Annotated in this window: 15 protein-coding genes and 1 pseudogene; 3 read left to right on the top strand and 13 right to left on the bottom strand. The window is 48.2% G+C overall.

What is annotated here, in order from left to right:
- Positions 1-125 precede the first annotated feature (125 nt).
- Both IQ256_RS12030 and IQ256_RS12025 read right to left on the bottom strand, forming a co-directional pair.
- Positions 126-995, bottom strand: a complete 870-nt coding sequence (locus IQ256_RS12030) for a DUF2382 domain-containing protein (protein WP_193855787.1) — start codon at positions 993-995, stop codon at positions 126-128.
- Positions 996-1,312: 317 nt separating this feature from the next.
- A complete protein-coding gene (locus tag IQ256_RS12025; RefSeq protein WP_193855786.1) occupies positions 1,313-1,942 on the bottom strand; it encodes a hypothetical protein in 630 nt (209 codons plus the stop codon).
- A 364-nt stretch (positions 1,943-2,306) separates the two neighbouring features.
- Between IQ256_RS12025 and IQ256_RS12020 the strand changes: the two genes are divergently transcribed.
- Entirely contained in the window at positions 2,307-2,879 is a 573-nt protein-coding gene (locus IQ256_RS12020; protein ID WP_193855785.1) for a YsnF/AvaK domain-containing protein, read from the top strand.
- Between the two features lie 247 nt (positions 2,880-3,126).
- Here the strand turns inward: IQ256_RS12020 and IQ256_RS12015 are convergent, their stop codons facing one another.
- The 6 genes and pseudogenes from IQ256_RS12015 to pip all read right to left on the bottom strand — a co-directional run bounded on the left by IQ256_RS12015 (position 3,127) and on the right by pip (position 7,491).
- A complete protein-coding gene (locus IQ256_RS12015) occupies positions 3,127-4,302 on the bottom strand; it encodes a chromate transporter (protein WP_193855784.1) in 1,176 nt (391 codons plus the stop codon).
- A gap of 115 nt (positions 4,303-4,417) precedes the next feature.
- Positions 4,418-5,221, bottom strand: coding sequence for a sensor histidine kinase (locus IQ256_RS12010; protein WP_304952601.1), 804 nt, complete (start codon positions 5,219-5,221; stop codon positions 4,418-4,420).
- Positions 5,222-5,383: 162 nt separating this feature from the next.
- Positions 5,384-5,578: pseudogene (locus tag IQ256_RS30220) on the bottom strand (response regulator); the annotation flags it as partial.
- A gap of 18 nt (positions 5,579-5,596) precedes the next feature.
- Positions 5,597-5,725 carry a hypothetical protein gene (locus tag IQ256_RS30045; protein WP_255516201.1) on the bottom strand — a complete coding sequence of 43 codons (129 nt, stop codon included), beginning with the start codon at positions 5,723-5,725 and terminating at the stop codon, positions 5,597-5,599.
- Positions 5,715-6,128 carry a hypothetical protein gene (locus IQ256_RS12005; protein WP_193855783.1) on the bottom strand — a complete coding sequence of 138 codons (414 nt, stop codon included), beginning with the start codon at positions 6,126-6,128 and terminating at the stop codon, positions 5,715-5,717. The genes IQ256_RS30045 and IQ256_RS12005 overlap by 11 nt, the downstream gene beginning before the upstream one ends.
- 418 nt (positions 6,129-6,546) lie before the next feature.
- Positions 6,547-7,491 (bottom strand): prolyl aminopeptidase, encoded by a 945-nt coding sequence (pip, locus tag IQ256_RS12000; RefSeq protein WP_193855782.1) that lies wholly within the window; start codon positions 7,489-7,491, stop codon positions 6,547-6,549.
- Positions 7,492-8,186: 695 nt separating this feature from the next.
- On the opposite strand from pip, the gene glgX reads away from it, so the two are divergent.
- Both glgX and IQ256_RS11990 read left to right on the top strand, forming a co-directional pair.
- A complete protein-coding gene (gene glgX / locus IQ256_RS11995) occupies positions 8,187-10,379 on the top strand; it encodes a glycogen debranching protein GlgX (RefSeq protein WP_193855781.1) in 2,193 nt (730 codons plus the stop codon).
- Positions 10,380-10,445: 66 nt separating this feature from the next.
- Positions 10,446-10,826, top strand: coding sequence for an MGMT family protein (locus IQ256_RS11990; protein ID WP_193855780.1), 381 nt, complete (start codon positions 10,446-10,448; stop codon positions 10,824-10,826).
- A gap of 96 nt (positions 10,827-10,922) precedes the next feature.
- Here the strand turns inward: IQ256_RS11990 and IQ256_RS11985 are convergent, their stop codons facing one another.
- The 5 genes from IQ256_RS11985 to carA all read right to left on the bottom strand — a co-directional run bounded on the left by IQ256_RS11985 (position 10,923) and on the right by carA (position 15,115).
- Positions 10,923-11,195 (bottom strand): DUF1816 domain-containing protein, encoded by a 273-nt coding sequence (locus IQ256_RS11985; protein WP_193855779.1) that lies wholly within the window; start codon positions 11,193-11,195, stop codon positions 10,923-10,925.
- Between the two features lie 355 nt (positions 11,196-11,550).
- Complete coding sequence (rlmB, locus tag IQ256_RS11980) at positions 11,551-12,801, bottom strand: 23S rRNA (guanosine(2251)-2'-O)-methyltransferase RlmB (RefSeq protein WP_370623424.1); 1,251 nt, start codon at positions 12,799-12,801, stop codon at positions 11,551-11,553.
- Between the two features lie 101 nt (positions 12,802-12,902).
- A complete protein-coding gene (locus IQ256_RS11975; RefSeq protein WP_193855778.1) occupies positions 12,903-13,349 on the bottom strand; it encodes a Mini-ribonuclease 3 in 447 nt (148 codons plus the stop codon).
- 110 nt (positions 13,350-13,459) lie between these two features.
- Entirely contained in the window at positions 13,460-13,801 is a 342-nt protein-coding gene (locus tag IQ256_RS11970) for an STAS domain-containing protein (RefSeq protein ID WP_370623422.1), read from the bottom strand.
- 111 nt (positions 13,802-13,912) lie between these two features.
- Positions 13,913-15,115, bottom strand: coding sequence for a glutamine-hydrolyzing carbamoyl-phosphate synthase small subunit (gene carA, locus IQ256_RS11965; protein WP_193855800.1), 1,203 nt, complete (start codon positions 15,113-15,115; stop codon positions 13,913-13,915).
- Between the last annotated feature and the right edge of the window lie 103 nt (positions 15,116-15,218).

Here is a 15,218-nt window from a genome sequence, read left to right as displayed (position 1 = left end):
CTTTAAAGCTGTAAAAGCGAAAGGGTCAGCTGCTTTGAAACAGCTAACCCCTTCGATTTAAATGTGTAGCCACTTACCTAACACATAAGGTAGATTATCTCCACCAAGGTCAGGCCGAAGCGAACCTATCGATTGATCACTGTCGAGTCACCAGTATCTACATCTAGCTCTTCTCGGCGAATAGTAGCTTCTTCACTGACCACTTCCTGTTCGCGCTCTTTCCTAATCGTGACTTCTTCACTGACAACAGCTTCTTTTCGGATATCCGCTTGCTCTTCAAACACTTCTACGCGGGCGACTTCACCTTCGGTAAAATCATGTGCAGTAGTGGCAGCAACAGACGTAGTTGGCGTGGTCCGTTCAACGACAATCCTTTCTTTCTCGACCGGAACAGAAACTCTTGCCGTTTCCGACTCGACCCGCTTGCCTACAACAACATCGCCAGTCTTCACGACGTTCTTGTCAGCAACTAGGCGCTCTTCATAAAGGCGAATAGGATGGTTCGTATCTGCCTGGTCTACTGCGTACAGATCGGGATCTCTATCATAGGTGTAGCTATCGCGGGTGTAAGTACCAGCAGTGCTTGCTACTCCAGCAGCAGAGCCAACAGGAGCGCTCTGGCCAGCCGCATTCGATCGGTAGACACCACGCACATTCTCTTCGTAGTCGTAGTCTACCGTTGTATTTTCGTTGTATTCAGGCATGTTTTCCACCTGCTCTTTGCTGAGTCCCGCTACGTACACTCGCTTTTGATTATTATCAAACTGAGCCCGACCGATTGGTAGCAACACTTTCTTTCCAAAGATCCAAAAGCCTATATCCACGACCAAATAGCGGAACTGACCAGTAGTATTGTCAAATAGTCCGTCTTCTACAGAACCCACTTTGTCATCGCCATCTGCATAGACACTATAGTCATCCAAGTGACTGAGGTTGTTGTCGCTGAAAGTGTTTTTATAGTCTGGATAAGTTTTCTTCAGGCTCACTAGTGCCATGCGTTTCTTCCTCTTAAATCAATTCTGTACGCATATATGGTAAAGAGATGATAGTTCTTTTTCATTACATCTAAGAGAGAGTTTTATATCTTCTTTCTATTCATATAGTCATACTTCACCATCCGCTGAAGAGATAGCCTTCATTGCGAACGTAGCCAGGCTACCGCAGGTAGACAGCACTACAATATCTGCAAGTCGCACTAATAGGGGATTTTAGAAGCTTTCTACGCCAACAATTATGAAAAAGAGGTGACGTACTACATACGTCACCCCAAAGAAACAGATGCTGATTACTTTAGAGAGCTACCTGGCTAGCACTATCGAACAATAGTTCTAGGTCGCTTTGCACCGACAGTAGAACCAATGAGCGCAGCAACTAAGCCTAGTAAAGAGCCGATTATGAAAGAAACGCTAGCAGTAGCTGCTGAGGCTGCATATTGAGCGGCTTCTTGGGGCGTAGGTGCTGCTTGGGTTAGCTGATCAGGGTTAGGAAGAGAAACACCACCAGGCTCAGCAACCTGAGTAAGGGCACCACCAGCACTAGAAGCTATCACACCAAAGGCCCCAGAAACGCCGCTAGCAAGCAGCCAGCCACTAACGACTAAAGTCGTTGCCCACATAATAGTGGCATTGAGCATTGCTGTCTTCTTATTCATAGGACCACAAGAAGCTGCCATTGCCCACGCGCCTAAGAAAAGAGAAATTAATAAGCTGATAACCGCCCAGATACCGATGCCGGTACCAATCGCGCGCGGCGCAGCTTCCCCAGCGGCATATCCTCCTACTGCCGCGCCCAAAGCGCTTAACATTAGCTGTGAAACAATCGCTACCACAATGCCCGCGATGATTGGCCCCCAGCGAACAGTGTCATGATATTCCACTACCGGACCGGCTGGAGCAGGCGCAACTTGGATGTTCGGATCGGGTCTGTCTGTCGTATATGTCATAAATAGAAAACTCCTAAACGCTATGTCACCTACGTCTCAAGCGTGTTAAACGATAGGTAACTGGAGCCCAATCTTACAAGGACGTTGACGGCAGCAACCCTCTCAAAAGAGTGAATATGCACAGACGGAAGGTATATATTGTTCTGTAACTGTGGATACTATTTCGAGCGCAACATAGCAAAAGAAGGCAAGAATATAAAGTTTGTTATAGAGATCGCTTAAAAGTTCTTATCAAACCAAACTTCTCTCTCCCTTGAGGGACGAAGATCTGACTATTCATAGCTCACTATATAGAATTAGAACAGACTAGAACCAGAACAAGAATTACCTGTTAAGTACACCCCTTTATCACCTAGTAGCCACTATGACTGACCCCTTAGACAATGGCGATCGCACTCCCGTCATGAGATCAGTAGAAGAGTCAATTCCGGTTGAAGCGACTATTGAGTCAGCAAAAGAATTCTCTTCCACCAACAAGCCAGTTACAGAAGTAGAAGTTCAAGAGAGCGCTGCCTCAAGCAGTACTGATCTTATCTATGGCCGCGCTGCTGATCCCTCTATTGAGCTGTACGAAGAGCGTTTAGTCACTCAAACTCGCAGAGTAAAAACTGGCGAAGTCAAAATATCTAAGCGCGTTGTTACAGATAGTACAAGTGCAGATATCCCCGTCACAAAAGAGAAAATTATTATAGAGATTGAATCGATATACGGTGGCGAAACTAGAATAGATATAGGAGAAGCAGAGTCTGCTGAAGACGGCTCCATTCGCATGGGTATCTATGAAGAGCAAGCACTATCTTGTCGTAGAATAGTGCCCTATCAGAATGTATCTGTTAGAAAAGAAGTCGTATCAGATACAGTAACAGCGCAAGAGATACTACGAAGAGAAGAGATAGATATCACAACAGCAGGGAATCCGATAGTAGAAGAAAGATAGTCACCACATATGACACCTCAATATTGAGGTCGCTACTTCTGCGTACAGCTTTCATGCAGATATAGGAGTCTCGTACTGAATTCTGATCGCTTACCCGTCGAATCTGAGGAAGAGTGTAGCGATGCTGGTGTCCCTGTAGTTCATTGCGTTGAGGCGAGGGGTATCGATTTCAGAGTTGGCGTTGGTGAAATCTAGATCGAGAAGTTCTTTGAGATGATTAAGGCTGAAAGAACCTAGTAAGTTATCGCTAAACTAGTCCGCTTAAGTACAGACAAAATCCAATTCCACCACCTGCTAACACCAGCCAAGCCGAGTTTATTTTGAAGCGGAATACTAGAATTGCGCTCAAAATGGCTAGCACAGCCGTCATCCAATCGACGATTGCGGCTTGGGCTAAAGTATAGGTGACGCCAGCCATCAGCCCCAGAGAACCCGCGTTAACACCGTCTAGAAAACCGCTAGCCCAGGGCGACTGGCGGATCTTAGGAACCCAGGGATTAACCAGACCTACCAGTAGAAAAGCCGGTAGAAATATGCCGATCGTACCCGCGATCGCACCCGCGTTACCTGCCAGCAAATAGCCCACGAACGTAGCGGTCGTAAAGACTGGACCGGGCGTAATCTGGCCAATTGCGATCGCATCTAAAAGCTGTTGCGAAGTCAGCCACTGCTGCTGCTCTACCAAGTCTCGTTGCAAGAAAGCCAGCAGTACATAGCCGCTGCCGTACAGCACACAGCCAATTTTGAGAAAGAACAAAAAGACGCCTGCCCAACCCACTGAAACAGCCGTTGCGGCAGTCCCACCAACCTGTGCTAATGAACCAGAAAATGGGAGAAGAATCGCGCCAATGCCCACGTTTCTGTTCTGCCAGTTTTTCACTAGCATGACAACTAGCCCAGAAAGCAAGAGTAAAAGAATTTCATTGATACCAGTAAAGTAGAGCGCGATCGCACCCAGACCTACCACAGTGGTTGGTAGATCCTTCGCTGCTTTTTTTCCCAGCTTCCAGAGCGCCTGCAGCACAACCGCAATAATTACTGGCTTGATGCCATATAGTAGCCAGCCTACTTGTGGCACTGCTTGATAGCGCGCATACAGCGCCGCCAGTATCCACACTAGTGCGAACGCTGGCAGGATGAAGCTGCCCCCCGCGACAAATAGCCCCCGCCAGCTCGCTCGCTCATAGCCAATATGAATCGCCAGCTCAGTCGAATTAGGGCCGGGCAGTAAGTTGGTAACGCCAATTAGATCGAGTAGCTGTTCGCGGCTCATCCACTGCCGCCTTTTCACCACCTCATCATCCATCATGGCGACGTGGGCAGCCGGACCGCCAAAGGCCACCACCCCCAGTCGAAAAAATACGGTCGCTAGCTCACGCAGGCGGTTTTGCTGCTGACCCGGCGGCAGCGACGAATAGGTCATAGTCTCTGATCGCTGTTCCACTTTTGAAACTCATATCTTCACAGCTTGTTAGTATATTGCAGCTAGCTTAAGATCACGTTAACAACGTCTTCGCCGCTTAGATGACGAGTCGAATTTATTTGATTGGCAACTGAATACAAAACTCAGTTCCCTGTCCCACTTTCGACTGCACTTCTAGCGCTCCACCGTGAGTATCGACTACGATTTGGTGGGCGATCGCCAGCCCTAATCCAGTGCCTTTTCCCACATTCTTGGTCGTAAATTGCCGATCAAAAATCTTGGTGTATACGTCCTCGGGCATCCCTTTCCCATTATCGCTAATGCGGATTTCTGCTTGCCCAGACTCAGCTAAGCGAGTGACAATCCTAATTTGCTGTGGATTTTCCTTGAGTTTGGCAAAAGAGCTATCTTCGGCAAGTTCGTCGAACATGTCAATTGCGTTTGCCAGGAGATTCATAAATACCTGGTTCAACTGGCCTGGAAAACAATCAATTTCTGGCAGGTTGCCATAGTCTTGAATCACTTCAATCTCGGGCCGGGTATCGGTGCCTTTTAAACGATATTTCAAAAGTAGTAGCGTGCTGTCAATTCCTTCATGCAGATTGGCTTTGAACTTGACTTCCTGATCGGCACGAGAAAATGTACGTAGGCTAATGCTGATGTTACGAATGCGATCGCAGCCAACCTTGGTTGAAGCTAGCATTTTTGATAGGTCTTCTATCACGAAGTCAATGTCTACATCTTCGAGCAGTTCTACAATCTCTTCACCCGGTTCTGGAAAAGTCTTTCGATAACAAGTCAAGCACTCAACAATTTCATCGAGTGAACGACCGATCTCTCTGATATTGCCACTGACAAAACCAAGAGGATTGTTGATTTCGTGGGCCACGCCAGCGACCAAGTTGCCTAATGCCGACATTTTCTCCTGTTGAACTAGCTGAAGCTGCGACGATTCAAGCTGGCTTAACGCTTTCTGTAGCTGAGACATCGCTGTCTCTAGCTCACTAGTTCGTGATTCGACCTGTTGTTCTAACGACTGGGTCATCTGCTGTAGTTTTAGGTGGGTACTCACCCGTGCTAGCAGTTCAGCTTCTTGAAAAGGCTTACTGATGTCATCGACAGCCCCTAAGGAAAATCCTTTGGCAATACTTTCAATGCTGGACAAAGCTGTGATAAAAATGACCGGAATATCAGCCGTTCTAGCGTTGTTCTTGATCCGCTGACAGGTCTCAAACCCGTCAACTCCGGGCATCTGAACATCTAGCAAAATCAAGTTGGCATCATAGGTATCTAGCTATTTGAGTGCCCGTTCACCACTGGTTACAGCCGAAATGCCATGACCTAGAGAAGACAAGGTCTCTGTCAAAACTTCTAAGTTGGCTGGAACATCATCTACGACCAGGATCTTTGTGCTATCTCGCATGAGTAAGGTCTCGGTTTAGGTAGTGCTGTAAACGGACTTCAATGTCTTCTGAGCGAAACTGCTTTGCCAGCTCACTCAGTGGGGCAGCAAACGCAACATATCGCTCATCTTCCTGAGAAATTTGGTCTAGTTTTTCTCGTAACAGTTTGATATCCGCGCTCTGGGCCAGTTCCAACAGATTTTCTAAAAATGGGCGAGGTGGAAGCAGCTCTTCGGCGAGGACGGCTGTCTCTGTTTGAGGAATAGTCTCTTCAGCGGCCTCATAGATCCACGTTAGCTCTAGCAACTTTGATAAGGTATTGAACAATTCTTGGCTATCCACAGGCTTAGCTAGGAAATAGTCTCCACCGCTGTCCAAAGCAAACTGTTGATCGGCTTGAGAAACTGAAGCTGATGAGATCACTACCTGATGATGTTTTAGCGCCTCGTGGTTGCGAATAGGTTACTTTGCCATTTTTTAGAAGGTGCAGTGCCTGATGGAGCAGTAGCGATTGACATGCTGCTAACGGTGCCCAAATAGAATTGTACGAAAGACACCACAATTTTTCCCTCTAAACCGTTGTCTCCAACAACTGTTGGGATCACTTAAAAGGTAGGAAACTATACGAAAGATCTAGAAGTGGTGCGATCAAGGGTTCTATTGAGCGCTAGATAGAAAGTGAACCTATTTAGCGTACGTAGCTCGAAAGCAACACATTACGCTGCCTGAGCGGAGTCGAAGGCACAACCCAACCGGACTTCGACTCCGCTCAGCCCTCGGTTTCCGGCTTCGCTAAACAGGTACTAGAAAGTCTTTCTATCTAGCATCTTTCTATTTGACGTTAGACAGCAAAGCGATCGCAAGCTTCTACTAAGGCACTGGTAATACCAGCTTCAGTTGCAGAATGTCCGGCATCATTCACAATAATTAGCTTGGATTCTGGCCAAGCCTGGTGAAGTTCCCAGGCAGAAATCATCGGACAAACTACATCGTAGCGACCTTGAACAATCACGGTCGGAATGTGTCGAATAGTGCCAACGTTATCGAGTAGCTGATTGGGATTGTCAAAAAAGCCGCCGTTAATAAAGTAGTGGCATTCAATTCTGGCAAAGGCGTCGGCAAAGCTACCTTCGCCAAAACGTTCGACTAGGTTAGTATCAGGAATGAGTTTGCTAGTGCTCGCTTCCCAAATGGACCAGGCTTTCGCGGCTGTTTGTCGGATGGTGGCATCATCACTCGTTAGCCGTTTATAGTAAGCAGCTACCAGATCGTCGCGCTCTGCTTCGGGAATAGGCGCTAGGTATCCCGCCCAAGCATCTGGAAAAATATTGCTAGCACCAGACTGATAGAACCATTGAATCTCTTTGGGCCGAAGCATAAAGATGCCGCGCAAAATTAGGCCGTTGCATCTGTTTGGATGGGTCTGAGCGTAGGCGAGTGCCAGGGTGCTGCCCCAGCTACCGCCAAAGACAGTCCAGTCGGAAATAGAAAGATGCGATCGCAACCTTTCAATATCTGCAACCAGATCCCAGGTTGTATTCTCGGCGAGCTCTGCATGCGGCGTACTCTGTCCACAGCCGCGCTGATCGAACAAAACAATTCGCCATTTGGTCGGATCAAAAAACTGTCGATATATTGAAACGATACCGCCGCCGGGTCCGCCATGCAAAAAAACAACAGGCTTCCCGTTAGGGTTGCCTGCTTCTTCGTAGTACAGCGTATGAAGAGACGAAACCGACAGCGTGCCTCGAAAATAGGGCTCGACTGGTGGATATAGCTGACGCATAACAGGTCCAAAAGAAGATCGCTTTTAGTCTATCTTGACAGTAGATGAGACTAATCTATGAACAAGTCTGTTGCTGCGCGCAGCTCAATCCGACTCAATTCTCAGGTCTTCGTCAAACTTTTTCCTAAGCTTTTTGAGGCAGTTGCTCTTGAGCAAAATTGAAGATGACTCTCCATTTTCCGGTTTCAGGATCACGTAGAGAAATGAATGGATTGGGCTTAAGCTCCCGACGTTCTTGCTGGCGCATACCTTATATTGTGGACCGACTCTACAAAGATATCTGGTATAAAAACAAACCAGTGTGATGGCTTTAGGGCTTCTGATATGACGCTCATCACAGTTTTGTAAAAATTACTAATAATTAACTTTAGTAGGAGCAGCTTCTTGCCGCAGATCTACGGTTGACAGCCCGTCTATAGCATTCGCCACTTTGCTTTTAACCCCTTTTTGACGGTACGCCTATCGGCAAACCTATCACTAGTAAACCTACTTACTAACAGCCCTATTATCAAAAGAGAGGGCGGGGCGCTCAGCTAGCACGGATACATTCGACGCTCTCTACTCAAGCGCCTCTCCCGCTAAACAGCGATCTTTGGTACGGTCTTTGGTACGGTTCAAAGACAGACAGGCGCTTCTAGTAAATACCTTAATATCGCCCCTGTCGATAGGCATACAACCTTTGAGGATTAGCAGCTATGACAGTAGAAATTTGGCCAGGAAAACCCCATCCCCTGGGTGCAACTTGGATAGAGGAAGGTACAAATTTTGCGCTGTTTTCCGAGAATGCTACTGGCGTCATTCTATGTTTGTTTGATGAAGCTGGGCAAGAGATACAAGTTCCGCTACCAAAGGTAACAAATTATGTTTGGCACGGTTTTATTCCAGGTATCGGCCCTGGTCAGCAGTACGGCTTTAGAGTCGAGGGCCCCTATCAGCCGCAGCTTGGCCATCGATTTAATGTCAACAAGCTGCTGATCGATCCCTATACCAAAGCGTTGACAGGTGACATTTGCTTTGGCCCAGAGCTATTTAGCTTTCCAATGGACGATTTTACCAATCGCGATCGCGATCTAGACTTTTCCTTCTCTGACAGCGCCTCTATGATGCCTAAGTCAGTAGTGATAGATGAAAACTTTGACTGGCAAGGCGATCGCCATCCTGATATTCCTTGGGATCAAACCATCATCTACGAAGTCCACGTTCGCGGCTTTACCCAACAGCACCCTAAAATCCCAGCAGAGCTCAGGGGCACCTATGCAGGAATGGCTCATCCAGAGGCGATCGCCCATCTGAAAAGTCTCGGCATCACCGCCGTTGAACTACTGCCTGTTCACCATTACAACGTCTACCCTGGTCATCTAGTCACCACCGGACTTCATAACTACTGGGGCTACGACTCGTTAGGATATTTTGCCCCTCATGCAGGCTATAGCGCCCAGCCGGGTCAGCAGGTGCAAGAGTTTAAGGCGATGGTGAAAGCGCTGCACGAGGCCAACATTGAAGTCATTTTAGACGTGGTGTACAACCATACCGGAGAGGGCAACCATCTGGGCCCTACGTTCACTTTGCGCGGCATTGACAATGCTGCCTACTACCGTCTGGTAGAAACAGATCCCCGGCACTACATGGACTTCACGGGCTGCGGTAATTCTTTGAATGTGCGCCATCCTCAGGTGCTGAAGCTGATTATGGACAGCCTGCGCTACTGGGTTCAAGAGATGCACGTAGATGGCTTTCGTTTCGATCTGGCCTCTGCCTTAGCACGTGAGCTGTACGAAGTCGATCGACTCTCTTCTTTCTTTGACATTATTCATCAAGATCCCGTGCTCTCTACGACTAAACTGATTGCTGAACCTTGGGATCTAGGTGAAGGTGGCTATCAGGTGGGGAATTTTCCATTGCTGTGGTCAGAGTGGAATGGAAAGTACCGCGACACGATTCGCGATCTCTGGCGAGGTGAGCGCTGTAGTTTGGCTGATTTTGCCTTTAGATTTACCGGCAGCTCGGATCTCTATCAAGACGATGGCCGAATGCCTCATGCCAGTATCAATTTCATCACGGCCCATGATGGCTTTACGCTCAACGATCTAGTCAGCTACAACGAAAAGCATAATGAAGCCAACGGAGAGGGCAACCGGGATGGCGAAAGCTACAATCGCTCTTGGAACTGCGGAGCAGAAGGGAAAACTGACGATCCCGAGATACTGGCGCTGCGGGCTCAGCAGCGGCGCAACTACCTAGCGACAATGATGCTTTCGCAGGGGGTGCCAATGATGCTAGGTGGCGATGAAATAGCACGAACAACGCAGGGAAACAACAACACGTACTGTCAAGATAGTGAGCTCTCTTGGTTCAACTGGCAGCTAGATCAGGGGGCGCGATCGCTCCTAAGATTTACCCGCAAGCTGATAGCCTTTCGGCAGGCGCATCCCGTCTTTTCTCGCCACCACTGGTTCTTTGGCAGAGAGATCCACGGCTCGGGCGTAGTCGATATTGGCTGGTTTAACCCCGACGGAACCACTATTGACGATCGTGACTGGCACGACAGTTCGACTAGAGCGATCAATATCTTTTTAAACGGCGCTGAGATTCCTAATCTAGACAGCAGAGGGCAGCGTATTCTAGACGATAGCTTTCTGCTCTTTTTCAATCCGTCTGAACAGCGTCTCGACTTCACAGTGCCAGCTTCTGTCAATGCCCAAAAATGGCAAGTTTTGTTGGATACGAGCGATCCAGAAGGGTTTGTTGAGGAAGGCAAGATCTACAAGCGGGATCAAGTGGCAGTGGTAAAGGCGCGATCGCTCGTTGTCTTAGCTTGTCCTCACTGTTTCACAAAGGGTCTCTGCGACTCTGCTGACAGTGAAATAGGCCATTGCGACATAGGCTGATAGACATATCGACAGTATCCGGTCAATCTGCGAATCAACAGGACCCGAATCAATACGCCTAAGCCCATGACAAAGCAGTCAAAGAAAACGTCGTGCTATCCCAAGATCTACGAAATCGTCAAGCTCATTCCCTACGGCAAAGTCGCTACCTATGGCCAGATCGCTGATCTTGCTGGACTAATCGGTCAGCCCAGAGTCGTCGGTTACGCCCTCTATCGAGTAGTTGATAGCATGGAAATACCTTGGCATCGGGTAATTAATACCAAGGGAGAAGTGTCTAGATCTGCGCTAAGAGATGGCAACGACGATCTTCAGCAAAGCTTGCTCGAAGGTGAGGGAATTGTCTTCAACAAGCGCAAGTTAGATCTGAGCGTATACCGGTGGCAGCCAAGCTTCACGACAATCAATTGGCTAATGGAACCGCCGAATGAGCCACCGGCTGTATAGGCGTTCGGCCTGCTGGCTCAACAGAAGGTAACTGCCATGTGCTAATGGCTTGCACGCTAACGCCTGAGTGCTAACTGCCTCGGCACTAGCTATTGACTAGCTGCCGACCGGAACCATCGTCGACCGGCTGGCCGTATTCTCTAACTCGACGGTGAGCTCCGTAGGCTCTGGAATGTTGTGCAAACTTGTTTGAATCTGCAAGGCACCTTCCTTTTGAAGATCTTCTACATAGCCTGGTTTAGCCCGCGTAGCCTCGGTCTCATCGTCAAACGGACCGAAGTAATAAACACAACTAGGTTCTGCTGTTGTGATCTTTACCCACCACGGATTAGAGAAGAAACTAAACAGACCGCTAAAGAAGTTTTTCATTACAGTTTTGGCGAATGCTTTGTATTGTGTACAGTTTTTCTTAGAAGGTTGAAGCGATAGCTTTGGCTGGTTAGCTGTATACATTTTCAACAGGTGAAACCATTGATAAATATAGAGCTAGGTGACTAGCTAGCAAACGTAGGCTAAGCCTTCGCTTTAGAGTATGTATCCAATGCTAGCTATATGTCTTGTTCAAAAGCTAAAGTGGCTGAACCAGCAGCTCAGTTATCTTCTCTATAGACAGATTGTGACCAATTATATTATTCGAGGAGAGTTTATTAATATGATCCCCTCTAGAATAATATTAAAAAATTCAATTTGAATCAGTGTATTCGTTTACTATTCCAGGGTTCTTTTAGCTGTCTAGTCGCTCTAATTTTGAGGCTTCTACTGATCCTTCTGGCTGCTTTTCTCTGGTGAGCATAGGTAGCTTTTTCAGCCAAGTTTGGCGATAAATTTCATAGAGGGCCATACCGGTAGCGACAGAGGCATTGAGACTAGGGGTCTTACCACGAAGCTCAATAGCGACTAGCTGGTCGCAGAGATTTTGAACAGAGAGACTAAGGCCGCTGCCTTCTGCACCAACAACTAAGACTACTGGAGCCGAAAAGTCTGTTGTGTGAATTGGCTGAGCTGCTTCTGCAGCGAGTCCGTAGATCCAAAAGCTGTTGCTTTTTAGATACTCTAGAGAACGACCCAGATTCACAACTCTAGCTATCGGCAGATTTTCTAAAGCGCCAGCTGCTACCTTGGCGACGGTAGAAGTGATGCCAACAGCTCGGCGCTGGGGGATGACGATGCCCTGAGCGCCAATCGCTTCGGCTGATCGAATAATCGCCCCTAGATTATGGGGATCGGTGATGCCATCGGCGGCAATAAGCACCGGACGACGCGCTTTGCTTTTAGCCTGCTCGACGAGCGCTTCTAATTCTACATATTCATAGGCAGAGACTTGAGCCACGATCCCTTGATGGCTAGCACCTTGCGTCATTTGGCTGAGCCGCATATTTTCGACTTCATCAACAACGCTGCCGTTGGCTTTGGCCGTAGCTATCAGCGGCCTAAAGCGCGAGTCATAGTGAAGCTTAGCGTTGACCCAGAGCCGGTTGAGCGATCGCCCCGTTTCGATAGCCGCCTCCACCGCATGACGTCCGTAGATCAGATCGGGGCTAATATCTTCTTCGCTCTGGCTCTCAAAGCGGCTATCTGAGCGCCTATCTGAGCGCCTATCGAATCGATCCTTGCCAAAGGACTTGCGGGCAAAAGACTTTTGGGGGCGATCGTCTTCTGAGTAGTTTCTAAACGACTTTTTAGGGCGATCGCCTGCTGGTACGTCTGATTTAGAACCTGCTCTATCTGAGCTATATGATTTCTTAGGTCCAAACTTTGTTCGTTTAGGGCCACTAGACGATCCCGCGTATTTACCACTACGCAGCTTAGGTTTGGCGCTAGCCCCCGTACGAGGCTTGCCGCTAGACTTCGAACTAGGACGTCCACTGGGTTTAGCACCGGGCCGAGTACCTGGTTTCGAGTGAGAATTCAATCCTTTTTTGCGAGGAGACTTGAAGCGCTCCGATGAATTAGGTGACTGTTCTGGGCTGCTCACAAGGAAGTCCTCATAAATAGTGCCTTAATAGAGAGTGATTCAATAAAGGAAGTGTCAAACTGCCTATCTAGACTAGCTGCTCTTAGGACTTATTCACTTCTTTAGAAGCCAGCTTCGTCAGAGAGCTGATTCAATAAGCTAATTAGCCTGGGCTGGTCGGTCAGATAGAGAAATCCGATCAAACTTTCTAAGCCCGTCGCTTTTTGGTAGTCTTGGCCCTTAGCGCGTCGGCGCTTGCCAGTGGTGGCATTTCGGCCTCTTCTGACGATATCTTTCTCAGCATCAGTCAGTTGAGAACTTAGCAGATCTATAAAGTGCGATTGCTGTTCAGCTTTGACTTGGGTGACCACTTGGTGATGATAGTCACGGATGCGTTTGGCAGGAATAAGGAGACGCGATCGCACGTACAGCTCAAAAACAGCATCCCCGATATACGCTAGTGAAATTGGCGAAATAGTATTGAGCTCGCTGTCACTGAGTCGCTTTGGCGCAGGCTGCGTCTGAGCCTCTATAAACTGCCCAAAGCTTTGATCGGGAGAATTTCCCATATTCTGTGAATTCTAGCGGCGAACTTAATAGATCAGCCTAAACATTAGCCTGCAAACATCAGCGCGTAGGACATAAAGCCTTTAAAGCTTAAATTTTTAGCAATTGGCGCTTAGCTTTCAAGGTTTTCGAGCGCCACCTCTACGTTGGGCTGCAAAGATAGAAACTGTTCTAGTCGAACCAGTTTAACCGTTTGAGTCACGCGAGGATTGCTGACAACTTGAACGCTGCCGCTCTCGCCCTTTGCCTTTTTGACCAAGCGGACAAGTGCGCCCAAACCAGAGCTGTCAACAAAGTCAATCGTAGAAAGATCCAAGATGATATGAGCCGGACCATCCTCGATATATTTGTTGAGAACTTTGAGAAAAGTGGGCTCTGAAAAAGCGTCTAAAAGTCCAGTAAGGCGGAAGATCTGACATTTCCCTCTAACTTCGCGGGTGCCTCTTAGACTCACTGTTAGGGTAAGCGACTCAGCGATGGGGTCCTCCTACTATGCCTAGCGTTCAACAACAATATGACGATTAAGTATAGGGCAAGATACTATCGACTGCAATACAGTTTTTGCCTACTTCTTTGAAGATGATTTTGTCTGTTCGCGCATCGCCCGAACAAAGTTAGCAAATAAATAGTCAGCATCATGGGGTCCGGGGCTAGCCTCAGGGTGATATTGCACAGAGAACACCGGCAGCTCCTTATGGCGAATGCCAGCAACGGTCTGGTCGTTGAGGTTAAGGTGAGTAATTTCTACCCGGTCTTTGTCGATAGAGCCAGCGTCAAGCGCAAAGCCGTGGTTCTGGCTAGTGATTTCGATCTGTTCTGTCAGGCCACAGGGTTGATTGAGTCCGCGATGACCAAACTTAAGCTTGAAGGTGTCTGCGCCCAAAGATAGCCCTAATATTTGATGGCCCATGCAGATTCCAAAGGTCGGCAGTTGGCTAGCGAGCAGTGCCTGAGTAACTTCAGGGGCCCCGGTGACAGCAGCGGGATCGCCTGGGCCATTAGACAGGAAAATACCGTCGGGCTGATAGCTCAAGATCTCTTCAGCCGATGTATCAGCAGGCACCACAATGACTCTACAGCCGTAGCTAGCCAGCCGTTTGAGGATGTTGCGCTTAATGCCAAAATCGAGAGCGACGACGGTTAAAGGCTCTTGGTCGGCGCTGTTAGCACTTGAGTCAGATCCGGTATCAGTCTCTGTTGAGTCAGTATCTAGAGCGTTAAAAGCCCAGCTTTCTTCGGTAATCTCTTCCCACTCATAGACTTTATCGGTGGTGACTTCTTTAACCAAGTTGAGTCCTTCCATAGACGGCAGCGTCTGTAGCTGTCTAAGTAAGTCGTCTGGGTCTAGTACTTCGCTAGAGATAATGCCGTTCATCGCACCGACACTGCGGAGTTTGCGAGTGAGTGCTCTGGTGTCGATGCCGTGAATGCCAGGAATCTCGTAAGTTTTGAGATAGTCGCCTAGCGATTGGGTAGAGCGCCAGCTGCTAGGGCGATCGCACACACTTTTAGCAATGGCTCCTCTTATATAAGGTCGCACTGACTCTTCATCTTCAGGGTTGACGCCTGTATTACCTAGCTCAGGATAGGTGAATGTCACCATTTGACCGCAGTAGCTAGGGTCGGTCATCACCTCCTGATAGCCAGTCATACCCGTGTTGAATACGACCTCTCCCATCGTGGTGCCAGTCGCTCCAAAGGACCAGCCTCTATAAACAGAGCCATCTTCTAACACGAGTAAAGCAGGCTGGGCAGCAGGATCAAACATAGTAGCCATCAAGAAAATCCGTACAAGACGTAAAAAAGGTCAGACTCAGTTAGGGCAATGTAGACAAAAGGCATCCTACAAATTTTCAATGGCCCGCTTTCAC

It is taken from the genome of cf. Phormidesmis sp. LEGE 11477 (assembly GCF_015207105.1).
In the GTDB taxonomy this organism is placed as follows: domain Bacteria; phylum Cyanobacteriota; class Cyanobacteriia; order Phormidesmidales; family Phormidesmidaceae; genus Phormidesmis.
Note: the sequence above shows the minus strand (reverse complement) of the source record. Positions and strands in the feature narration are given on the sequence as shown.